The following is a 19,261-nucleotide window of genomic DNA, read 5'->3' as shown; positions in this document are numbered from 1 at the left end:
GAACTGCTCGTAAAGGCCTACAGCTATGCGCGGCCGGAACTGGAGCAGACGGCCTGGGGCAGCATCGACATGTCGATCAAGGACCCTTTCGGCAACCGCCTGACCTTCACCAACGCGATCAGCAGCTAAATCGTTTTCAGGATTTTCCAGCCCGCGGCAGGCAGACCGTAAACCATGCCCCTGAATCAGGGGTGCTGCTGACGGTGATGCTGCCGCCGTGCATGTCCACCGCGTTCTTGACAATCGCCAGGCCGAGGCCGGTGCCTGGAATGCTGCCCACATTGCTGGCCCGTTAAAAAGACCCGATCAGCATGCTGTGTTTTCAGGAGCGTTCAACATCCAGCAGGGACGGGCCAGAGCCATTGTTCCGATGGATTTCAGAGTCAACGGTGTCAGTGACGCAGGCATCAGGCGCAGCTTGATTTTTGGTCGTTTCTGCGATGCAGTAAGCAAAAAACTCGTCGAGTTCATTGGACTTGTCAAACACCGCGTCGGCGCCCAGCGCCAGGCTGCGTTCCCGGATAGCGGCTGTGGCGTAGTTGGTCAGCACTACAACTTTCTGATACGGCTCACGCTGCCGGCAACCGGCCAGCACGCCTAGGCCGCTGCCCTCCTGCAGAAACATGTCCACCACCGCCAGTTGCCAGTGCCCGTCGTGGACCGACAGCCAGCGCGTGGCTTCGGCCTCGGTCGCAGCGTGGCCAACCACCTCGACCATGGCGATTTCCGTGAGCGTCTCGATCAGATTCTCAAGAATCGTCTGGTTGTCTTCGACAAGGTAGGTGATAAGTGCCATGAGGTGTCCATTCTTTGTTATCGGTATTTAATTGAGGAGCGCCGCGCCATCCCGAAGGTGCGCGGCTTTTAATCTTGCATGGGCGGCATCGAGTGCCTCGAACGCCGCGTCAATCGCTGCCTGGTTACGTACCGGAGCGCGCAGCAGCATGTCATAGGTGGCACGCAGGAAGTCGTAGTCAGCCAGCGCGACCGTGGGCCGCAGGGTGGATGTGATGACGTGTGCCTGCATGTGTGTGTCTCCCGGTTCTTGAAGGACGGGCATGACGCCGCCCGACATGGCTTGATTTTGGGGCGGCAGGTTTGCCGGTGACATAGGCCAACTCAAGCTCTGCGTGTGGGAGATCGCCTCCAGGCCTCTGAAAAAGCCAGGCAGCGGGCCGATCAAGGGCGCATCACACGGGCCGAAAATGGGTGGGCGCATCGTGGTCCCCCATCGCCTGCTTGAAACGCGCATGGGCCTGGTCCATGGCCACCATGGCCGCGTTGACCGCCTTGTCGTCGGGCGGGCTCATGCTTAGAAACTTCATGTAGTCGGCGCGTGCCTCGTCGTAGTCGGCCAGCGCTTGTTGCGCATCGGGCTGGTTCGCGGGCATGGCGCTAGATCGGCGGTTGAACCATGCCTGGGTCTTCAGGATGGGCCAAGGGCGGCACCGGACCCAGATCAGGCTCCACCGGCAGTTCGGCGGGGTTGTAGCCCGGCTTGCCGCCAGGCGGGGCAAACGGGGCAGAGGGACCTTCGCCGGGTTCGGCGAAGTCGGTGGGGGTCGCAGCGCGCATGACTCAGAACACCGCGATCAATGCCTGGGTTGGCAGGTCTGCCGTCAACAGCGTAGCCGCAGCAGCCACGCTGACAAGCACTGCAGACGCATAAGCAAGCAGCGCCGGCACCCATTGGCGAAGAGGCCGCTGACCCATGCTCCGTGAAGGTGCGGGCAACGCGGTGTCGCAAGCTGGCGTAAAACTATCGGGATGGGATGCAGTCATGGACAAGGCCTCGGAAGATGCCTTCATGGTGCATGACCGGGCGTCAAACGGGCATAGGCCGAAGCCAGTGCATGATGTCGGCGACAACCGACAAGCGCTCTGTTTTCAGGAGCAGTCCATGCTTATTGGCTATGGGCTGAGGGCCGATTTTGATGCTCAAACCAATCCCGCGCCCCTGACGCACCAGTCGGGGCCACCCAGGCGTCAGAACTTGGGAATGCGCAGGGTCTTGCTCAGCATCAGCGTGCCTGACAGCACAAACAAAAGGGCCAGGGGATGCAGCGTCCACGGCCCCAGTTGCCACACGCCACCATACAGCTGCTCCCCGAGTCGACCCTGCCAGGCGGCAAAGGTCAATACCGCCGTCAGCAAGACGCTGGTGGGGATGGGCGTGCCTTCAAAGTAGGCGACCTTGGCGCTGCCCTGGGACAGCGTCTCCGCAGTGACGTTGTACCGGGCCAGCCGGCTGACGCCGCAACAGACAAAATAAATCAGCGCTATCCAGTCCCAGCCGCCGCGCATGCCGGCCGCAAAGGCCAAGGTTGCCGGCGCCACGCCAAAGGAAATGATGTCGGCCAGCGAATCAAGCTCACGCCCGAGCGCTGAATGCTGGTTGCGCCAGCGCGCCACGCGCCCGTCAAGCACATCAAAGATAAAGGCCGCAGGCGCCATGATGGCCGCCGCGTAGAAGAAAAATTTCACCCCTTCGACGGCGTACAGCATGGCAAGAAAAACGCCAGCAACGCCGCAGGCGGCGTTGCATAGCGTGAGGAAGTCCGCCAGGTGAAAACCCCGCAGCATGGAAAAATGTTTGGGCTGCTTTGTCACAGGTGATGGGTTTGGTTAAGGCTGCCGGCCGCTCAGCGGGGAATTCAGGTTCGGTAATTATCTCGCAGGCGCTGGAATGATGAGTACCGGGGCATCCGTCTTGGGCTCGATGCGCACCGACGTGGCACCGGCTGGCACCACGACGGTCTCGACCTCTCGGATCACACCGCCGCCGGCCACGCTACCCTGGGTGTTGCCGTACCCCATGACACGCGCCTCACAGGCGGTGCGGTCTTCGCCGGTCAGGACTTCACAGCGTTGACGAGCGTTGGCGTCAAACTGGGCGCCACTGTTGTCGAGCTTGCCACTGCGTTTTTCGGCAGCGGCGTTGTTGGTCTCGCGCAGGCAGGTGGCCTGATCCTGCTGGGTCCGACCTGTCATGCAGGCCTCGCGCTCCTTCTGGCTATTGCCGGAAGCGTCAATACCGGTGGTTCCTGTGGCGGTGATGGGCACCTGTGCCAGGGCGACGCCGGACACCATCAGCAGGGACAGGCTCATGCCTGCAAGTACGCGGGGGAATTTTGAAAGTGTGTTCATGCTCAAGCTCCTTGGCCAATAAAGATGCTTGAGTCTAGGAAGGCCCAGCGGCTGGGCATTGAGGGAATTCATCGCCGCAGCCGGGGTCGGGTCACCCGATCCCCTGTAGGACAGGTCTTTCAGCAGCAGATCTGCGCCAGGTCGCGCCGTGCCAAGGAGGGTCAGGACAGCTTGCCCGGACGGCTTTCGCCCGGCATGGTGAAAGAGTCTTCCCACTTGGCAGCAAACCGGTCCGGCTTTTCCTGCGTCATGAAGGAACCGGTGCCGTCCGGGTTGAAGCCGGCGCTCTGGTTCGCCCCACGCGTCTCGGTCGCAGCGGCTTGTTTGTCCTTGAGTTCCTTCATGGCCGCTGCCTTGGCGACACGGACTTTTTCAGTGGTGAACTCGTCCAGCGCCGCATGAAAGCTGCTGTCACCGCCGCGCGTTTCTTCATGATCGCGCTCAATGATCTCGGCCTCGCCAAGGAAAGCGGTGCGCATCGCGCCGGCTGAGGGCAAGCTGTTGCTGCGCACCGTGGTGTAGCCGATGCCGCACTCCAGCAGCAGGCCTTCCTTCATGTCGCGCTGGGCCTTGGTCAGGCCGCGTTTGCCTGGCACATCCACGCAGCCCACCACCTTGCCTTCGAGCGTGCTGACCACCAAAGTGCAATAGACGCCATCGAGCAGTTGGTGCCAGTGCTGGTCCTTGTTTTCGGGCTGGCCCCTGGTGCTGGGAATGGTAAAGCGCATCACCGGCACCTTGACCATCACAACATGATCGGGAAAAGCCGCACGCAGCCATGTCCAGACATCCAGCTCCTCGCTGGTGACGAGTCCTCGGGCGTTGAGCAGCCAGCGCGCGGGCAAGCGGAGTTTTTCGACGCGTTGGCGCTGCGTCCAGGCCCAATGGGCCAACCCACCCAGCGCCACCCCCACCACACCGCCCAGACCAATCATCAGCCATGTCAATACGTTCACGGTTCTCCTCCTCGGCTCAGTAGGCCCCTGAAGCAGCTTAAATCACAAAGCCGCATGGCGGCGGAAAATGGTGTGTGCGTGCGTTAACAAAGACGCGGCGCCGCAACACAGGAACATCGCACCTGGCTGGCCAGATAAAACCATTTATACGTCTTTGAGTAAAAACTGCATGCTGGTTCCGGCCAGCTCCAGCACATCGTTGTGCGCCAGCGGTACCGCTTCGGCACCGACCACAAGCCCGTTGAGCCGGGGCTGGACAGCGCCCGCCATGTGGGCCACGTAGAAGCCATAACGCCGGTGCGAGACGACCACCAGGCTGACATCGGGCTGGCCGAAGGTGGTCACGGCCTTGACCACCGGCATCTCCAGTCCGGCCGACGACCCGGTCAGCAACTTGAAGCTGGCGTGCAAGGCAGCAGAAGCGCCCGGGGCCGCGTGCGGGTCGAGCTTCATCGCTGCAGTTGCGTGGTACCCCGACTCTTCCGACGCCGCGAGGTACTGAATCCTGAAATTGCCAATTGCAATCGCATCGTTGTCATGCAGCAATTCGCGGGACTTGATCATGTGCCCGTTGAGGTAAGTGCCATTGGTGCTGCCCAGGTCTTCGACATAAACGTCGGCCAGGCCGTGCAGTTCGAACACGCAGTGCTCGCCACTGACCAGCGGGTTGTTGAGCACAATGTCGTTGTAAGGCCGTCGGCCCAGCGTGGTGCGGTCCTTGCGCAGGTACACATGCTTGATCTCGACGCCCTCGACCGATGTGATGAGTTGCGGCATAAAACTTCCCCATTCACCCGCCGGCGCCTGTCGCGCGGTGGTTTGCCCATGGTAGTCCTCGGGTCCGCCTGAAACAAGAGGGCCGGCCACCCGGTGCGCAACAGACTGTGTGCGCGCCGCTAGCGTCGTTTGCGCAGGGGCTCCAGCAGACCTGACAGGCCGTTGTGGTCAATCTCCAGTGCCAATGCCAGCAATCGGCCAAGCTCGCCTTTGGGGAAACCTTCACGCGCCATCCAGGCCAGGTAATTGCCGGGCAAGTCGGCGATCAGGCGGCCCTTGTATTTGCCAAAAGGCATCTCGCGGGTGACGAGCAACTGCAAGTCTTCAGGCTTCATGCGCCCTACCCGCCGGCTTGCTTGACAGTAAAGCCCTGTTTCCTGAGTAGGTCGATCAGGCCGGCCAGATGGTCTCCCTGCACCTCGATCACACCGTCCTTGACAGTGCCACCTGAGCCGCAGGCGGCCTTGAGCTGTTTGCCAAGCTGGACCAGCGCCGGTTCAGCCAGCGGAACGCCCTTGACCACAGTCACGCTTTTACCGCCGCGCCCCTTGGTCTCGCGCGAGACCCGCACGATGCCGTCCGAAGGCGGTGCGGCCTTCGCCTGACGGCAGACACAGCGAGCCTGCGGCTGACGGCAGGCCGGGCACATCCGGCCGGCATCGGTTGAATAAACGAGTCCCGAGGACGCCTGGTTTTTCATGGCGAGGCGGATGGCTTGTAGCGCTGGTAATGAATCACCCTGCCATTCTTGCAGATCTGCCACGCAGTCAAATGTAAGGAACCCTTTGGCAAACCGACTACTCCAACAACAAGTCTCTTCTTTTTTCACCCTCAGGAAGCATCATGATGAGCCGTAGAAACACCGTTCTGGGCCTGGGCGCTGTGTCCGCCCTGCTGGTCAGCGCGCGCAGCCTGCTTGGCGGCAGCCCGGCGCAGGCGGCAGCACCTGCACACACGTACGAAGTCATCAAAACCGACGCCGAATGGAAAGCGCTACTCAAGCCCGACCAGTACGCGGTGCTGCGCAAGGCCGGCACAGAACGCCCGCACACCAGCCCCTTGAACAAGGAAAAACGCGCCGGCACCTACCGTTGCGCCGGCTGCGCCCTGCCGCTGTTTGCGTCAAGCACCAAGTTTGAAAGCGGTACCGGTTGGCCCAGCTTCTGGCAGCCGCTGGACAAAGCCGTGGTTGAAGAAAGCGACACCAGCCTGTTCATGAAACGCACCGAGGTGTTGTGCCGTCGCTGCGGCGGCCACTTGGGCCATGTGTTTAACGACGGCCCGCGCCCCACCGGTCTGCGTTATTGCATGAATGGCGTGTCACTGAACTTTACGGCTGCCTGATGCGCGGCGCCCTCAATGTCGCCGGCCTGGCCGCTGCGGCAGGCCTGCTGGCCTGGGGTCTGCTGGGCAACAGCGCGGCCACAGAAAAAGCCGTCGTCTTGCCGGCACCCGTTTTCGATACCGCCACCGCCAGCTCTTCTGCGCTGGAGACCGCCGTGTTCGCGGGCGGCTGCTTTTGGGGGGTGCAGGCGGTTTTTCAGCACACGCAGGGCGTGCTCAACGCCGTGTCGGGCTACTCGGGCGGCACGCGCGAAACTGCCACCTATGCCAGCATCGGCTCAGGCCGCACCGGGCACGCCGAGGCGGTGCAGATCAGCTATGACCCCCGGCAAATCTCTTACGGCAAGCTGCTGCAGATCTACTTCTCTGTCGCGCACGACCCCACCCAGCTCAACCGTCAGGGGCCCGACACCGGCCCCCAGTACCGTTCCGCGATTTTTTACACGGATGCCCAGCAAAAGCAGGTGGCCGAGCGCTACATCGCACAACTCGACAGTGCCAGGGTTTATGCCGGCAAGATCGTGACCCAGCTCGCACCGTTGAACGCTTTTTACCCGGCCGAGGCTTACCACCAGGACTACGCCACGCGCAACCCGAACGCGCCTTATATCCGCCGCTTCGACGCACCCAAAATCGCCAACCTGAAAACCGTGATGCCCGAGCTCTACCGGGCCACGCCGGTGTTGGTGTCGTCCGCGCGTTAGCACCCGGCGGGCGTTACGTGCCGGCGGTCGGGCTCAGACCTTGGTCTGCGCCGCCTTGCGGTCAGCCACCACCTTTTGCGCCGAGGGGCGCTCACCGATGAACTTCACATAGGGCTTGTAGTCCACGCCGCCCGCGATCAGCAGGTCTTCGCCAAACGCGGCCTTGCTCGCCATGCCAATTAGCGGCAGGTTGGAAAAGGCGGCGCAATCGGCCTGACTGAAGGTCTCGCCGGCCACATAAGGCGCAAACTTCGCCAGCTTTTTGAAAGCGGCAATGTTGGTCTCCAGTTGCTGGCGGGTGCGCGCCAGGTTGCCCTCGCTGAGCGGCGCCGCACCAAAAAAGGTCGAGGCGTACAACTGGCGCGCCACGATCTCCAGATGCCAGTCAATGAAGGTCGTGAGCTCGCGCACCTTGGCCGCTTCGAAAGGATCGGCCGGAAGCAGCGCAGGCTGCGGCTTGGTGGCCTCGATGTAGTCGAGGATGGCCTGGCTTTCGCACAAGCCGCCCTGCGCAGTGCGCACAAACGGAATTTTGCCCAGCGGTGAAGCACTCAATACCGCCTCGTCGCTGCTGTGCGTGGCCGCAAATTCTTCGCTGAAGGGCAGGCCTTTTTCAAGCAGCGCGAGCTTGACCTTGTTGTAGTAGTTGGAAATCGGGGAGCCGCAAAGGGTAAGCATGGGAAGAAGTCTCCTGGGTGGGTGGCACGCAGTTTATGCCGTCCCTCCAGGAGTTCCTGCAACCACCGTGACAGCCCATTTGGGCCCCCAGGCTAAGACTCGGAAAACAGTGGCGTCAGCAGGCGCACGGCAACATTGAAGCCCCGCCCGACCGGCGTGACCCGCACCACCTCGGCCTCGCAGCCAAGTTGGCGGGTGCCGGAGACGCCAGGAAACTCCAGCACCATCGTGATGGTCTGGCCCGGCACATAAGCGACTTCAGAGGCGAAGTACAGGCCGGTGGCGCTGATGTCATGGGTGGCGCCCTCGTCCCCCTCCACGGTCAGGTGCAGGGCCAGGCCAAAACGCTGCGCCGTCCGCTGATCACGCAAATGAGCCTTTTTTTCGCCCTGCCTGGAAATGCTCATGATGGTCACTTTGCAAAAGTTGAAGGAACAGACCCAGTGTTTACCTTAAGGCCGATCGATGGCTGGGATGTAGGTGTGGAAACGGAGCGCGTGTGGGACGCGGGCTCTCCGTGTCCGGCTCCGGGCCCGGTGTCCAGCGCCTCCTACAAACGGGGGATGACAAAGCATCGCACCGCGCCAACACTGGCCCCGATTCAACCGGACCGCCAACCAGATCGGAGCCTGCATGTCCACATCCTGTTTTTCCAGAGGCTGCAAGGGCATGATTGCCACACGCATCCAGGCCGACTTGTTGCGCCAGGGTTTTGCCCTTGGCGACCCCTTGAAGTTTGCCGATGGCGACTTTGGCGGCAAGACCCATGCCGCCGTGCAGGCGCTGCAAGCGGCGCGCGGCCTGCCCGCCACCGGCGCGGTGGACGCCTCAACCTGGCGACAACTCACGCCAGAGCCCCTGCCCGGCCTGTTCGAGCGCTGCCTGCAGCTCACCGCCGCTTTTGAAGGTCACGGTTTCGGGCTGGCCAAAGGCAATTTTGACGGCGCCGGCATCACCTGGGGCGTGATCGGTTTCACACTGTCCAACCGCGAAATCCAGGTGCTGCTGGCCATGGCGGAGGTGCAGTCACCCGGCATCCTGCTGCGCTGCATGGGACCGCTGGCCGCCGAATGGCGCGCCATCACCGTGCTGACGCTGACACAACAGGTGGCCTGGGCCGATGCCATGTCGTCAGGGCCGTACAAAGAAGGGCTGCCCACCGCCTGGCTGCAGGCCTTTGCCAAGCTCGGCGACGAAGAGGTGGTCAAACGCATCCAGATGCAGCGCGCCTACGACCGTTACTTTGTGCCCTGCACCAGTTCGGCCGCCACACTCGGCCTGGCCAGCGAGCTGGGCATTGCGCTGGCGTTTGATGTACACGTCCAGAACGGCGGCTTCAAGCAGGACGCGTTCACGCTGGTGGAAGCCCTGCCCGCAGCCACCCCCGAAGCGTTGCGGCGTCAGAAGCTGGCCGCATGCGTGGCCGCCAGCGCGCGGCCGCAGTACCAGGCCGACGTGCTGAGCCGCAAAAACACCATCGCCACCGGGCAAGGCGTGGTGCATGGCGCCAGCTACCAACTGGCGGCCTGGGGGCTGGGGGAAGACGCAGTCGCTTAAGCTTGCAAGACCCCGTAGCCCTGTTCGCGCAGCGCAATGCCCAGCTCGACTTCCATGTCGCGCGCGCCTTCGTAGGGCATGGGGTTGTACATGAGGTAGAGCTGCGGCAGCAGGCGCAAGCCCCACTTCTGCACATAGACATTGGCCTGGATGCCCGCCTTGTGTTTGTCGAAACGCACATCCGGATCCAGCCCGGTCATGCCGACGTAAACAAAGGGCTTGCCGAGTTGCCAGTCCGGGTTGGCGCGGCGAAATCGAGCTGCGTTCCAGACCTCGTCGGACAGCTCGATCACATAGACATGGTAGTGGTGGCTGCGCGCAGTGCGCGGCTTTTCCGGCAGCGGCGCGGCCTTTTTTGCTGGTTTGCGGGATGCGGAGACCATGATGGGGCCAGTATGCGTGAGCCGGCGGCCCTGCTCCCAGCTACCAGCTACCAGCTACCAATTTAATAGCTGATTACGCCCGCTGGATATGGGCTGGATGCCGATTTCAACGCCAACCGAAGCCAAATTCAGTCCGGCACAAACTTGGCCTTGAACTTGATTTCGTCGGCTGGCAGCTCCAGCGTCACCAGTTGCCCCATCTTGCCGTCGCTGAGCCGGCAGGCCGCGAACAGGCTGAACTTGCCCTGCAGGTAGTAGCTCTCCAGGTCAATCAGCATGTAGGGGTAAGGCACAAACACCTGGTGCGGGAAGATCACCCGGTGCCGGTTGCGCGGCGACGGAAACAGCTTGTAGTCGTCGGTGGTGATTGCCTGGGCAGATGCCATGGTGGGGTACTTTTTGCGCGGTGTGAGAAAGGCGTTGGAAGGTAAAAGGGTCTGCTTGCAGCAACAGCCAGACCCTCAGGCGGCCTGGAGCATCGCGTCGCGCCCGCGCAGGGCCCGCGCGAAAAGCAGGCCAAGCACCACCAAGACACCGCCGCTCAGTGCGATCACGGTGCCGGCACCCAGCCGCGCGACCAGGCTGGCGGCCAGCAGCACACCCACCGACTGTCCGAGAAACAGCGCTGCGGCAAACAGCGACACGCCGGTGCCGCGCGCGCTCGGGGCCATTTGGGTGGCGTTGGTCTGCAAGGTGTTGTGCAGCATGAAAAAACCGAAACCCGCCAGCAGGCTGGCCGGCAGGGCCAGCGCCCACCACGGCGTCAGGCCCAGCACCACGGCAGCCAGGCCGGCCAGGCTGCCGCCCACCATGGCCAGGCCGCGCTCGCCAAGGCGGCGTATCAGAGGCCGTGCCACCACCATGTAGAGCATGCCGCCCAGCCCGAACAGCGCCACGATGGCGCCCGACGCCGTGAGCGACAGGCCCAGCGTGCCGTGCAAATGCGAGGCCCAGATCGCCAGCACGCCAAAACCCGCCGCGCCTTCGGCAAAAGACACCGCCAGCACCACCCGCGACCACGGGCCGGTGATGATAAGCAGCGCTTGTGCGATGAAACCCGGCCGCAGCACCGGCTCCGCCGGCGCTTGTGCAGCGATGGATGTGGCCTGCTGGCGGCGCCAGTCGGCATACAGCAGCATGCCCACCGCGCCAAACAGCACGGTGGTGATGCCAAAGGCCCAGCGCCATCCGAGCGCGTCAGTCACCAGTCCGCCCACCAGTTGCCCGCTGACCAGACCGAGTGTGGTGCCCAGGCCCACACGGGCCAGCGTTTCCTGACGCAGCTCATACACGATGGTGTCGCCCACCCAGGCCATGGAGATCGGAATGATGGCCGCCGCCCCCAGCGCCACCAGCACGCGGGCCAGCACCAGCACATCCAGGCTGGCCGCAAACACCGCCAGCAGGCTGCCGACGCAACATGCCAGCGTGGCGAAAGTCACAATGCCAAACTTGCTGAAGCGGTCGCCGAGCGGGCCGTACACCAGCTGCGCCAAGCCGTAGGTCACGGCAAACACCGACACCACCTGCGCAGCCTGGGCCAGACTTACGGCAAAAGCGCGTGACAGCTCGGGCAACATGGCGTCACAGATGCGCTGCACCGCCATGCTCGAAAACGTGGCCAGAGACAGCAGAAAGATGGATCGGCGTGTGGCCGCTGGAAGCGTGGCGGAGCCGGAGGTCATGGGGAGGATCAGTGAGGGTGCGACGCCGGCGCAACCGGCCGGCTGCTGTTGATTGTAGGCAAGGCTAGCGGCGGCCGCAGGCAACCGGTCAACGGTCAGCAGTTGTCGGATAGCGGTTAGCGGTTAACGGTTACCGGAATCAGGCACGCCGTATTCACGAAGAATGGGAATTCCGCCACTGCCACCGCCACCGCTGCCGCGATCCTGCGGCACGACCGGCCGCCCCGGCACCACCACAAAACCCGGCTGCGCCGCGCCAGATCCCGGCGAAATCACCATGCCCACGCCTGGTTGCTGCTGCGAAGGCACAGGGGGCGGGGGCGGCTGGTAGCCGGGGATGACGCCGCCGTCGGGCGTGGTCGTGGGCTGCGAAGGCGGGGTCACCTGCCCGCCCGGCGGGAACAGGCTGTTGAACCAGTCACTGACCGGGCTGGACGGCCCGGCGGCCGGCGCGCTGGAATTTTTCAGCACGTCGAAGCGGGCCTCTGCATCGACGACCTTGCTGCGCAGCGAGGCCGCAAAAAAGTCACCGACGATGGGCAGCGCGCTGTGCGCGCCCTGGCCCCAGTAGTCGCTGAGCGTGATGCGGTTGTCATTGAAGCCGACCCAGGCACCGGCCACCAGTTGCGGATGCATCAAGATGAACCAGCCGTCGGTGTTGTCCTGGGTGGTGCCGGTCTTGCCGGCCACGTCGGCCTGGATGCCGTGGCGGCCGCGGATGCCGGCACCGGTACCCTGGTCGACCACACCGCGCATCACATCGACCAGCGTCTGCGCGGTAGCCACCTGCATCGCCTGCTCGGGCGCCTTGGCCTGCCAGGCCTCCAGCACCTTGCCGTTGCGGTCTTCCACACTGGTGACCATGAAGGGCTCGATGTAGCTGCCCTTGTTGGCGATGGTGGCGTAGCCGGCAACCATTTCCTTGAGCGTGACCGGGCTGGTGCCCAGCGCCAGCGACAACACCTGCTCAAGCTTGCTTTGACGCACGCCGGCGGCCTGCGCCAGCGCGGCGACCCGGGCTGGTCCGACACTTTGCATGACCTGCGCGGTGATGGTGTTTTTCGAATACATCAGACCCTGGCGCAGCGTCATGGGCGCGTAGCTCGGCCCGCCGCTGTCGGTCGGACGCCAGACCTGGTTGCCGCCCAGCGAAATTTCGACCGCGTCGTCCATGTAGGTGTCGGTCGGCCGCGCACCGTTTTCAAAGGCTGCGCCATACACAAAAGGCTTGAAGGTCGAACCCGCCTGCCGCCGCGCCTGCTGCACATGGTCGAACGGATCTTTGGCAAAGTCGCGGCTGCCAACCCAGGCCTTCACATGACCGTTGCTGGGGTCCAGCGCCAGAAAGCCGGCCTGCAGGCGTGTCTTGTCCTGACGCAGCGCCTGCATGAACGTGCTGTCGGCCAGCAGGCGCTTGAAAAGGGCCTCGTCGGTTTCGCCGCTCTCCTTCGCGGCCTTGTACTCGGGCGTCTCGCGCACCAGCGCGCGCACCAGGTCCTTTTTGCCAGCCCAGGCACGCGGGCCCCACTCATTGTTGGCCACGCCCTGAAGCCGGTCGGCCTGGCGCTTGACCGCCTCGTTGGCCAGCTTTTGCAGCCGCGCGTCAATCGTGGTGCGCACCACCAGCCCGTCGGCATAGATGTTGTAGTCGTTGCGGTCCGCCCAGTCGATCAGCCAGCGGCGCAGGAACTGCGTCAGGTGCGGCGCCGCACCCAAGGGCTCGGTCTGGCGCTCAAAGTCGACCTTGAGCGGACGTTTTTTCAGCGCCTCCAACCGTTTGGCGTCGAGCTTGTTGTGTTTGACCATCTGGCCGAGCACGATGTTGCGCCGTTCTTTGGCGCGCTGGGGATTCATCACCGGGTTGTAATAACTGGTGCCTTTGAGCATGCCAACCAGCGTGGCGCTTTCCAGCACATCGAGCTTGTCGGCCGACTTGTCGAAATAGGTGCGCGCCGCCATCTCGATACCGAAGGCGTTGTACAAAAAAGGCACGGTGTTCAGGTAGGTTTCAAGAATTTCGTCCTTGCTGTAGATCGCCTCGATCTTCAGGGCGGTGATGATCTCCTTGAACTTGCGCGTCAGGCTGCGCGAGCGGCCGACTTCTTCCGGGTAGAGGTTGCGGGCGAGCTGCTGCGTCAGGGTCGATCCGCCCTGCAGGTCGCCGCCGAAGGTGCGAAAGGTCGCCCCCACGATGCGCCGGAAATCGAGCCCATGGTGATCGTAGAACCGGTGGTCTTCCGTGGCGATCAGCGCTGCCACCACATTGGGCGAAATGTCGGCCAGCTTGATCCGGTCGCGGTTGGCCCCCTTGAAAGCGGCCAGCTCCTTGCCGTCGGCCGACATCACGATGGTCGGCTGCTGGGTCCTGGACTTCTGGATGTCGCGGATGCTGGGCGTGAAGGGAATCAGCAGCAAAAAATACAGGAGAACCAGACCCGGCAGCGCCGCCAGACCCAGCAGTACGCCCCGCCGCGTCGGATGCCGCAGGTGGTAAATCACCTGGGGCCCAAAAGTCGTGACGAATGTCATGACACGCGGTCGGAGGCGTTCGTAAAGAGCGTAAAACGTGTTCATCGGCTGCCAGTGTAGGCGCTTGGACCAGCCCGGCGTTACCGGCAGTTACGGGCGGTGTCAGGGGCGCGGTGACGTTGGTGGGGAGGCATTCACACTTTTTTCAGCGGCTGCCAGCCGACAAACTTCGGGTAATGGCGCTGCACCACCGCGCCATTGAAGTCCCAGGCCAGGCATTTGCCCAGATGGTACGGTGGCCCGGCGTTTTCTGCCTCGGGCACACCCGATTGCCGGCGCAGGCGATCGCGGTAGACCGGCACAGTCTGGTAGGCAGCGGTCGCCATGTTGAACAGCAGCTCGCGCAAATGTGTGCAGCCGCGTGTGCCGCCCAGCGCCTTTTCAATCGCCTGGCGCCAGCCCGGCCCCATGGTCACGCCCACCATCTGCTGCATCGGATCAACCCCCTGCTGGCATTCGGCAAACGGCGTGTGGTCGCTGGCGGTGGCGATTTCGCGGATGGTCATCTGGTCGTCCACCGTGGCGCGTATTGCCATGCCGTGGATCGGTGCGCCGGGTGGCATTTCGCGGCGCTCGGAGCGCTCCAGTGCATAGGTTTTGGTGTCGGTCATTTCCGCCTCGATGTCCCACAGGCCGTCCTCGCGGCGGTAGCCACGGTAAACAACAGCGCGGGTGTGCAGGTGGGAACGGGCTTGGGGGGCGGGCAATGGCATGGCTGTGTCGTCGGGCTGAAATGGCTATTTTCCCCGCAAGGCGGGCTGTCTGCTGCGCCAGCGGTGACAGGCTCGTCAATCAAGCATCAAATTGGCCTCCAGCCCTTACCAGCCGGGCGGCAAAAGCTATGGTTTTAGGAGCAACCGGGAAAGCGACATTCGGTTCTGCCGGCACCGCAAGGGCCGGTACGGCGTTTTGCCCGACACTGCAAACCATGAATCCCGCTTCAACCGCTGTCATGCGCAACACCAAACGGGCCGGCCTGGCCTTTGTTTTCCTGTGGTTCATGCTGGGCGGGATCGCGCACTTTGTTTTCACCGAAGCCGAGATGCGCATCGTGCCGCCCTGGATGCCCTGGCCGCGCGAGGTGGTGCTGCTCAGCGGCGTGGCCGAGTTGCTCGGGGCTGCGGGTCTTTTGTGGCGCCCTGCAAGGTGGGCCGCTTTGTGGGGACTGTTTGCCCTGACCATCGCTGTGACGCCGGCGCATATTTACATGCTGCAAGAGCCAGCGCTGTTTCCGTCGGTGCCCTACTGGGCGCTGGTGCTGCGGCTGCCCTTGCAGGTGGCGCTGCTGGCGCTGATCGCCTGGCTGGCTTGGCGGCCGGCCACAGCATCAGCCCGGTAAAACCATCAAGGCTCGGAGACAACGCGCGGCGCGGGCATGTCCATCACCGTGGGTTCAGCCCCCGGCGCCTGGGCAGCCGGAAGAATCTGAATGTTCACGTATTTGATCGGTGGCGGCGACAACTGGCCCGGCGTTACAGGCGCGGCGGCCACTGCACCGGCAACCGCATTGACCAGCGGCGGCTCGACCGGGGTGGTCTCGGCCAGGGGCGCGCCCGGCAGCAGCAGCGGGTCCAGGCCGGGCGGCGGCGCCTGCTTGCTCAGGCCCTCGGGCGCCGAGAACTTCGCGCGCGCATCGACCGCCTTGGCCTTGATCGCCTGCTGAAAAAACTCGCCCACCATGGGCAGCGCACTTTGCGCGCCCTGGCCCCAGCGGTTTCCCATGGTCACGCGGTTGTCGTTGAAGCCGACCCAGGCGCCAGCCACCAGTTGCGGGTGCATCAGGATGAACCAGCCGTCGGTGTTGTCCTGGGTGGTACCGGTTTTGCCGGCCACGTCGGCGCGTATGCCGTAGCGGCTGCGGATACCGGCACCAGTGCCCTGGTCCACCACACCGCGCATCACGTCCACCAGCATGTTGGCGGCCGCAGTGGACATCGCGGTTTCAGCCACTGCGCTTTGGAACGCTTCCACCACCTGGCCGTTGCGGTCTTCTACCCGCGTGACCCCCATCGGCTGCACATACCGGCCGTCGTTGACCAGCGTGCCGTAACTGGCCACCATTTCCCGGAGCGTGACCGGGCTGGTGCCCAGCGCCAGCGACAACACTTCGTCGAGTTTGCTCTGGCGCACACCCATGCTGCGCGCGAGACCCGCCACGCGCGCCGGGCCGACGATCTGCATCACCTGCGCGGTGATGGTGTTTTTGGAATACACCAGGCCTTCACGCAGGGTCATGGGCGCGCCGCTGGGACCGCCACCGTCGCTGGGCCGCCAGAACGTGCCGTCGCCCAGGGGAATGTCCACGGCCTGGTCCACGAAGCCGTCGTAAGGCCGCGAGCCGTTTTCAAACGCTGCGCCGTAGACAAAAGGCTTGAAAGTCGAGCCTGGCTGGCGGCGCGCCTGCGCCACATGGTCAAACTGGTCCACTGCAAAGTCGCGGCTGCCGACCCAGGCCAGCACATGGCCGTTGGACGGGTTCAATGCAAGGAAGCCGGCCTGCAGCCGCGTCTTGTCCTCACGCAGCTTTTGCATGAAGGCCGCGTCACCGGCCAGCGCCTTGAAAGCCTGCTCGTCACTCTGACCGGCCTTGATCGCAGCCTGGTACTCGGCCGAATCGCGCACAAAGGTCAACATCAATTCGCGCTTGGCGCCTTGGGCGGTCCAGCCGGACTTTTGCGCCCAGTCCGCGTCCGAGAGCGCCTGCAGCTTGTCCGCCTGCCGGGTCAAGGCTTCGTTGGCCATGGCTTGCAGCCGCGAGTCAATCGTGGTGTGGACCACAAGACCATCGGCATACATGTTGTAGCTGTTGCGGTCGGCCCACTCGATCAGCCAGCGACGCAACTGCTGGGTGAAGTGCGGGGCCGGGCCAAGTTCCGGCTCCTGGCGCTCGAAGTCCACCTTGAGCGGCATCTGCCTGAGCGCTGCCAGTTGTTCCACCGGCAGCTTCTGGTGCCGCACCATGCGGCCCAACACGGTGTTGCGCCGTTGCAGCGCGCGCTCGGGGTTGAGCACCGGGTTGTAATAACTCGTCCCCTTGAGCATGCCGATCAGGGTCGCGCTTTCCAGCAGATCCAGCGTGTCGGCGGTCTTGTCGAAATAGGTGCGAGCGGCCATCTCGATGCCGTAAGCGTTGTACAAAAAGGGCACGGTGTTGAGGTAGGTCTCCAGGATTTCGTCCTTGGAATACACCGCCTCGATCTTCAGTGAGGTGATGGCCTCCTTGATCTTGCGCGTCATGGTGCGCGCACGGCCGATTTCTTCAGGGTAGAGGTTGCGCGCCAGTTGCTGCGTGATGGTCGAGCCGCCCTGCACCTTGCCCTGCACGGTGTTCATGGCCGCGGACACGGTACGCCGCAGGTCCATGCCGCGGTGCTGGTAGAAACGTGCGTCCTCGGTGCTGATCAGCGCGTTCACCACATGTGGCGAGATGTCGGCCAGCGGCACCCAGTCGCGGTTGGCGCGGCTGAACACCGTCAGTTGCTGCCCATCGGCCGACAACACCACCGAGGGTTTGGCCGCCTTGGCCTTGCGCAGGTCATTGATGCTGGGCGTGAAAGGAATCAAGGCCAGCACGTAGATCAGCAACACCACCGGCACCGCCGCCAGCCCCCAGGCCATGCCGCGCAGCGTCGGATGCCGAAGGCCATGCGCGATGGAAGTGACGACCTGCCGCAGGCGGGACGGGGCAGGTTCAGAAAGGTCGATGTCTGGCGGTGTGGTCATGTGCGAAGAGCCTAGGGCAGGCCTGACGCGCTTGCTGTAGGACGCCAGGCACTGAGGGCATCGGCTGCCGCAGGCAGGTATCGGACCCAACCCCCCAGCCGCCGGCACCACCCGGCGGCAATGGCCTACAGCCCGCAAACACCGGCGGCTGTACGCTCCAAGCACCACGATTCATCCCTCTCAGGAGACTGCCATGGCCCACCCCGGCGTAGAACCCAACCGCATTGATGTCGCCGACCGCATGCGCGAATTTGGCGGATCGTGAGCGACGCTTTCCTCGGCAGCACCCTGCATGGCGCGCTGGCGCTGGTGCTCGGGATCATCATCATCCTGATGGGCCTGGTCATCTGGTCGATCAAGCGCCACCGCAACCCCAAGCTCAAGATTGAATGCGGCGACTCCATCGACACGTTGATGCCCTCACTGGCGGGCTTGAGCCTGGGCAGCGTCAGCGCCGGCAACTCGGTCGAGCTGCTGGAAAACGGCGCCTATTTCGACGTGCTGATCGAACGCATCGCCGCCGCAAAGCAGACCGTGCACTTCGAGACTTTCCTGTGGAAGGAAGGAAAACTTGGGCAGCGCCTGGCCGATGCCTTGTCTGAGCGCGCGCGCGCCGGCGTCAAGGTGCGCGTGTTGCTCGACGCCACCGGCTCCAAGGAAATCGGCAAGGGCGAGCGCCGGCAAATGGAAGACGCCGGTTGCAAGGTCAAGATGTTCCATGAACGCTCGATCTACAACATCGGTGTGATGAACGAGCGCGACCACCGCAAGCTCGCGGTGATCGACGGAAAGGAAGCGTTTGTCGGCGGCCATTGCGTGGTGGACGAGTGGCTGGGCAATGCGGAAGACGGCAAACACTACGCTGACCTCAGCGTGCGGCTGCACGGGCCCATCGTTCACAGCGTGCAGGCGGCCTTCAGCGAGAACTGGGGCGGCCAGACCGGCGAGCTGTTTGTGGGCGACGATGTGTTTCCCGAACTCGCGCCCGCCGGCGAAGTGCGCATCCACGCCGCCTACACCAAGCCCGAAGGCTCGGCATCGGCCGTCAAGATTCTTCACCACACCGTGATCTGCCTGGCCCAAAAACGCATCTGGATCCAGAACCCCTATTTCATCCCCGAGCCGGAGGCGATTGACGCCTTCGGTGAGGCCGTCAAACGCGGCGTCGATGTGCGCGTGATGATGCCGTCCACCAGTGGCTCCGACAACCCCATGGTGCAGCACGCCGGCCACCGCAATTTTGAGAAACTGCTCAAGTGCGGCGTGCGCCTGTTTGAATACCCGCACACCCTGCTGCACCAAAAGGTGATGACCATCGACGGCGTCTGGAGCGCCATTGGTTCGAGCAACTTTGACGATCGCTCCTTTGACACCAACGACGAGCTCACCCTGGGCATCCAGGACGCGGCGCTGGCGACGCAGCTTGATGCGGTGTTCGAGAAATACGTGGCACGCTGCCAGGAGATCGAGCTCAAAGCCTGGCAACAGCGCGGCCTGTGGCACAAGTTCAAGGACAACTGGTTTTACATCTTCAATGAGGTGTTGTAAGGGCTCGCCCCGGCTTCATTGGTCAAATCGGCCTGTAGCCCCTGTCCAGCGTGCGTAGCTAGCTATCAAAACAGTAGCGCTCTGAAACGCCGGGACGGGTCAGGCGCATGCAGGCAAAACCGCTTTGCTGTGTTGCCTATTGACAATATATATTGCTAAAATGCAATGCAATGAAGGCCATCCTGATTGCCAGAGCCAAGGAGCTACGCGATGACGGGTCGTTGGTCGAA

General features: G+C 63.4%; 26 protein-coding genes. 6 read left to right on the top strand and 20 right to left on the bottom strand.

Features of this window, described 5'->3' with window-relative positions:
* Nucleotides 1–3: 3 nt before the first annotated feature.
* On the top strand, nucleotides 4–129 hold the full coding sequence (locus tag ACH2CW_RS14250) for a glyoxalase superfamily protein (protein ID WP_395059266.1): 126 nt from the start codon (nucleotides 4–6) through the stop codon (nucleotides 127–129).
* Nucleotides 130–136: 7 nt separating this feature from the next.
* Here ACH2CW_RS14250 and ACH2CW_RS14245 read toward each other — a convergent pair whose 3' ends face one another.
* From ACH2CW_RS14245 to ACH2CW_RS14190, 12 genes are all read right to left on the bottom strand, one after another.
* The gene (locus ACH2CW_RS14245; RefSeq protein WP_395059259.1) at nucleotides 137–280 is read right to left on the bottom strand and encodes an ATP-binding protein; all 144 of its coding nucleotides are present in this window, start codon (nucleotides 278–280) and stop codon (nucleotides 137–139) included.
* 42 nt (nucleotides 281–322) lie between these two features.
* Complete coding sequence (locus tag ACH2CW_RS14240; RefSeq protein WP_395059257.1) at nucleotides 323–796, bottom strand: response regulator; 474 nt, start codon at nucleotides 794–796, stop codon at nucleotides 323–325.
* A gap of 27 nt (nucleotides 797–823) precedes the next feature.
* Complete coding sequence (locus ACH2CW_RS14235) at nucleotides 824–1,027, bottom strand: hypothetical protein (RefSeq protein ID WP_395059255.1); 204 nt, start codon at nucleotides 1,025–1,027, stop codon at nucleotides 824–826.
* A 163-nt stretch (nucleotides 1,028–1,190) separates the two neighbouring features.
* On the bottom strand, nucleotides 1,191–1,391 hold the full coding sequence (locus ACH2CW_RS14230) for a hypothetical protein (RefSeq protein WP_395059253.1): 201 nt from the start codon (nucleotides 1,389–1,391) through the stop codon (nucleotides 1,191–1,193).
* A gap of 4 nt (nucleotides 1,392–1,395) precedes the next feature.
* Nucleotides 1,396–1,575, bottom strand: a complete 180-nt coding sequence (locus ACH2CW_RS14225; RefSeq protein ID WP_395059251.1) for a hypothetical protein — start codon at nucleotides 1,573–1,575, stop codon at nucleotides 1,396–1,398.
* 3 nt (nucleotides 1,576–1,578) lie between these two features.
* Nucleotides 1,579–1,782, bottom strand: a complete 204-nt coding sequence (locus ACH2CW_RS14220; RefSeq protein WP_395059249.1) for a hypothetical protein — start codon at nucleotides 1,780–1,782, stop codon at nucleotides 1,579–1,581.
* Between the two features lie 204 nt (nucleotides 1,783–1,986).
* Nucleotides 1,987–2,583, bottom strand: a complete 597-nt coding sequence (locus tag ACH2CW_RS14215) for a CDP-alcohol phosphatidyltransferase family protein (RefSeq protein WP_395059264.1) — start codon at nucleotides 2,581–2,583, stop codon at nucleotides 1,987–1,989.
* 84 nt (nucleotides 2,584–2,667) lie between these two features.
* Entirely contained in the window at nucleotides 2,668–3,147 is a 480-nt protein-coding gene (locus ACH2CW_RS14210; protein WP_395059247.1) for a hypothetical protein, read from the bottom strand.
* 161 nt (nucleotides 3,148–3,308) lie between these two features.
* Nucleotides 3,309–4,103 carry a DUF2726 domain-containing protein gene (locus tag ACH2CW_RS14205; RefSeq protein WP_395059245.1) on the bottom strand — a complete coding sequence of 265 codons (795 nt, stop codon included), beginning with the start codon at nucleotides 4,101–4,103 and terminating at the stop codon, nucleotides 3,309–3,311.
* A 144-nt stretch (nucleotides 4,104–4,247) separates the two neighbouring features.
* Nucleotides 4,248–4,880: an FHA domain-containing protein gene (locus ACH2CW_RS14200; protein ID WP_395059243.1), complete on the bottom strand. Its 633-nt coding sequence runs from the start codon at nucleotides 4,878–4,880 to the stop codon at nucleotides 4,248–4,250.
* 119 nt (nucleotides 4,881–4,999) lie between these two features.
* Entirely contained in the window at nucleotides 5,000–5,215 is a 216-nt protein-coding gene (locus ACH2CW_RS14195; protein WP_395059241.1) for a DUF3820 family protein, read from the bottom strand.
* 5 nt (nucleotides 5,216–5,220) lie between these two features.
* On the bottom strand, nucleotides 5,221–5,580 hold the full coding sequence (locus tag ACH2CW_RS14190; RefSeq protein WP_395059262.1) for a translation initiation factor Sui1: 360 nt from the start codon (nucleotides 5,578–5,580) through the stop codon (nucleotides 5,221–5,223).
* 143 nt (nucleotides 5,581–5,723) lie between these two features.
* Between ACH2CW_RS14190 and msrB the strand changes: the two genes are divergently transcribed.
* Together msrB and msrA are read left to right on the top strand one after the other, a co-directional pair.
* Nucleotides 5,724–6,224 carry a peptide-methionine (R)-S-oxide reductase MsrB gene (gene msrB / locus ACH2CW_RS14185; RefSeq protein WP_395059239.1) on the top strand — a complete coding sequence of 167 codons (501 nt, stop codon included), beginning with the start codon at nucleotides 5,724–5,726 and terminating at the stop codon, nucleotides 6,222–6,224.
* Nucleotides 6,224–6,928, top strand: a complete 705-nt coding sequence (gene msrA / locus ACH2CW_RS14180) for a peptide-methionine (S)-S-oxide reductase MsrA (protein ID WP_395059237.1) — start codon at nucleotides 6,224–6,226, stop codon at nucleotides 6,926–6,928. The genes msrB and msrA overlap by 1 nt, the downstream gene beginning before the upstream one ends.
* A gap of 33 nt (nucleotides 6,929–6,961) precedes the next feature.
* On the opposite strand, the gene ACH2CW_RS14175 is transcribed toward msrA, so the two are convergent.
* A complete protein-coding gene (locus tag ACH2CW_RS14175; RefSeq protein WP_395059235.1) occupies nucleotides 6,962–7,606 on the bottom strand; it encodes a glutathione S-transferase family protein in 645 nt (214 codons plus the stop codon).
* Between the two features lie 92 nt (nucleotides 7,607–7,698).
* Nucleotides 7,699–8,013, bottom strand: a complete 315-nt coding sequence (locus ACH2CW_RS14170; protein WP_395059233.1) for a PilZ domain-containing protein — start codon at nucleotides 8,011–8,013, stop codon at nucleotides 7,699–7,701.
* A 226-nt stretch (nucleotides 8,014–8,239) separates the two neighbouring features.
* Between ACH2CW_RS14170 and ACH2CW_RS14165 the strand changes: the two genes are divergently transcribed.
* The gene (locus ACH2CW_RS14165) at nucleotides 8,240–9,163 is read left to right on the top strand and encodes a peptidoglycan-binding protein (RefSeq protein ID WP_395059231.1); all 924 of its coding nucleotides are present in this window, start codon (nucleotides 8,240–8,242) and stop codon (nucleotides 9,161–9,163) included.
* On the opposite strand, the gene ACH2CW_RS14160 is transcribed toward ACH2CW_RS14165, so the two are convergent.
* From ACH2CW_RS14160 to ACH2CW_RS14140, 5 genes are all read right to left on the bottom strand, one after another.
* Entirely contained in the window at nucleotides 9,160–9,546 is a 387-nt protein-coding gene (locus ACH2CW_RS14160) for a hypothetical protein (RefSeq protein ID WP_395059229.1), read from the bottom strand. The genes ACH2CW_RS14165 and ACH2CW_RS14160 overlap by 4 nt on opposite strands.
* A gap of 128 nt (nucleotides 9,547–9,674) precedes the next feature.
* Nucleotides 9,675–9,932 (bottom strand): hypothetical protein, encoded by a 258-nt coding sequence (locus ACH2CW_RS14155; protein ID WP_395059227.1) that lies wholly within the window; start codon nucleotides 9,930–9,932, stop codon nucleotides 9,675–9,677.
* Nucleotides 9,933–10,007: 75 nt separating this feature from the next.
* Complete coding sequence (locus tag ACH2CW_RS14150; protein WP_395059225.1) at nucleotides 10,008–11,231, bottom strand: MFS transporter; 1,224 nt, start codon at nucleotides 11,229–11,231, stop codon at nucleotides 10,008–10,010.
* Nucleotides 11,232–11,354: 123 nt separating this feature from the next.
* Nucleotides 11,355–13,760, bottom strand: a complete 2,406-nt coding sequence (locus ACH2CW_RS14145; protein WP_395059261.1) for a penicillin-binding protein 1A — start codon at nucleotides 13,758–13,760, stop codon at nucleotides 11,355–11,357.
* Nucleotides 13,761–13,894: 134 nt separating this feature from the next.
* Nucleotides 13,895–14,473 (bottom strand): DUF2889 domain-containing protein, encoded by a 579-nt coding sequence (locus ACH2CW_RS14140; RefSeq protein ID WP_395059223.1) that lies wholly within the window; start codon nucleotides 14,471–14,473, stop codon nucleotides 13,895–13,897.
* Between the two features lie 215 nt (nucleotides 14,474–14,688).
* On the opposite strand from ACH2CW_RS14140, the gene ACH2CW_RS14135 reads away from it, so the two are divergent.
* Nucleotides 14,689–15,099, top strand: coding sequence for a hypothetical protein (locus tag ACH2CW_RS14135; RefSeq protein WP_395059221.1), 411 nt, complete (start codon nucleotides 14,689–14,691; stop codon nucleotides 15,097–15,099).
* Nucleotides 15,100–15,104: 5 nt separating this feature from the next.
* Here the strand turns inward: ACH2CW_RS14135 and ACH2CW_RS14130 are convergent, their stop codons facing one another.
* Complete coding sequence (locus ACH2CW_RS14130; protein ID WP_395059219.1) at nucleotides 15,105–17,483, bottom strand: penicillin-binding protein 1A; 2,379 nt, start codon at nucleotides 17,481–17,483, stop codon at nucleotides 15,105–15,107.
* Between the two features lie 261 nt (nucleotides 17,484–17,744).
* On the opposite strand from ACH2CW_RS14130, the gene ACH2CW_RS14125 reads away from it, so the two are divergent.
* On the top strand, nucleotides 17,745–19,031 hold the full coding sequence (locus tag ACH2CW_RS14125) for a phosphatidylserine/phosphatidylglycerophosphate/cardiolipin synthase family protein (protein WP_395059217.1): 1,287 nt from the start codon (nucleotides 17,745–17,747) through the stop codon (nucleotides 19,029–19,031).
* Nucleotides 19,032–19,261 lie beyond the last annotated feature (230 nt).

It is taken from the genome of Polaromonas sp. (genome assembly GCF_043778355.1).
GTDB lineage: Bacteria > Pseudomonadota > Gammaproteobacteria > Burkholderiales > Burkholderiaceae_C > Polaromonas.
The sequence above is the reverse complement of the archived record's forward strand: the minus strand, read 5'-3'. Positions and strand labels throughout refer to the sequence as shown.

Coding starts and splice junctions, on each gene's coding strand:
- ACH2CW_RS14145 (WP_395059261.1), bottom strand. CDS start 13,760: ATGACATTCGTCACGACTTTTGGGCCCCAGGTGATTTACCACCTGCGG.
- ACH2CW_RS14235 (WP_395059255.1), bottom strand. CDS start 1,027: ATGCAGGCACACGTCATCACATCCACCCTGCGGCCCACGGTCGCGCTG.
- ACH2CW_RS14225 (WP_395059251.1), bottom strand. CDS start 1,575: ATGCGCGCTGCGACCCCCACCGACTTCGCCGAACCCGGCGAAGGTCCC.
- ACH2CW_RS14195 (WP_395059241.1), bottom strand. CDS start 5,215: ATGAAGCCTGAAGACTTGCAGTTGCTCGTCACCCGCGAGATGCCTTTT.
- ACH2CW_RS14175 (WP_395059235.1), bottom strand. CDS start 7,606: ATGCTTACCCTTTGCGGCTCCCCGATTTCCAACTACTACAACAAGGTC.
- ACH2CW_RS14140 (WP_395059223.1), bottom strand. CDS start 14,473: ATGCCATTGCCCGCCCCCCAAGCCCGTTCCCACCTGCACACCCGCGCT.
- ACH2CW_RS14150 (WP_395059225.1), bottom strand. CDS start 11,231: ATGACCTCCGGCTCCGCCACGCTTCCAGCGGCCACACGCCGATCCATC.
- ACH2CW_RS14130 (WP_395059219.1), bottom strand. CDS start 17,483: ATGACCACACCGCCAGACATCGACCTTTCTGAACCTGCCCCGTCCCGC.
- ACH2CW_RS14160 (WP_395059229.1), bottom strand. CDS start 9,546: ATGGTCTCCGCATCCCGCAAACCAGCAAAAAAGGCCGCGCCGCTGCCG.
- ACH2CW_RS14155 (WP_395059227.1), bottom strand. CDS start 9,932: ATGGCATCTGCCCAGGCAATCACCACCGACGACTACAAGCTGTTTCCG.
- ACH2CW_RS14220 (WP_395059249.1), bottom strand. CDS start 1,782: ATGACTGCATCCCATCCCGATAGTTTTACGCCAGCTTGCGACACCGCG.
- ACH2CW_RS14165 (WP_395059231.1), top strand. CDS start 8,240: ATGTCCACATCCTGTTTTTCCAGAGGCTGCAAGGGCATGATTGCCACA.
- msrB (WP_395059239.1), top strand. CDS start 5,724: ATGATGAGCCGTAGAAACACCGTTCTGGGCCTGGGCGCTGTGTCCGCC.
- ACH2CW_RS14135 (WP_395059221.1), top strand. CDS start 14,689: ATGAATCCCGCTTCAACCGCTGTCATGCGCAACACCAAACGGGCCGGC.
- ACH2CW_RS14215 (WP_395059264.1), bottom strand. CDS start 2,583: ATGCTGCGGGGTTTTCACCTGGCGGACTTCCTCACGCTATGCAACGCC.
- ACH2CW_RS14200 (WP_395059243.1), bottom strand. CDS start 4,880: ATGCCGCAACTCATCACATCGGTCGAGGGCGTCGAGATCAAGCATGTG.
- ACH2CW_RS14230 (WP_395059253.1), bottom strand. CDS start 1,391: ATGCCCGCGAACCAGCCCGATGCGCAACAAGCGCTGGCCGACTACGAC.
- ACH2CW_RS14210 (WP_395059247.1), bottom strand. CDS start 3,147: ATGAACACACTTTCAAAATTCCCCCGCGTACTTGCAGGCATGAGCCTG.
- ACH2CW_RS14170 (WP_395059233.1), bottom strand. CDS start 8,013: ATGAGCATTTCCAGGCAGGGCGAAAAAAAGGCTCATTTGCGTGATCAG.
- ACH2CW_RS14240 (WP_395059257.1), bottom strand. CDS start 796: ATGGCACTTATCACCTACCTTGTCGAAGACAACCAGACGATTCTTGAG.
- ACH2CW_RS14190 (WP_395059262.1), bottom strand. CDS start 5,580: ATGAAAAACCAGGCGTCCTCGGGACTCGTTTATTCAACCGATGCCGGC.
- msrA (WP_395059237.1), top strand. CDS start 6,224: ATGCGCGGCGCCCTCAATGTCGCCGGCCTGGCCGCTGCGGCAGGCCTG.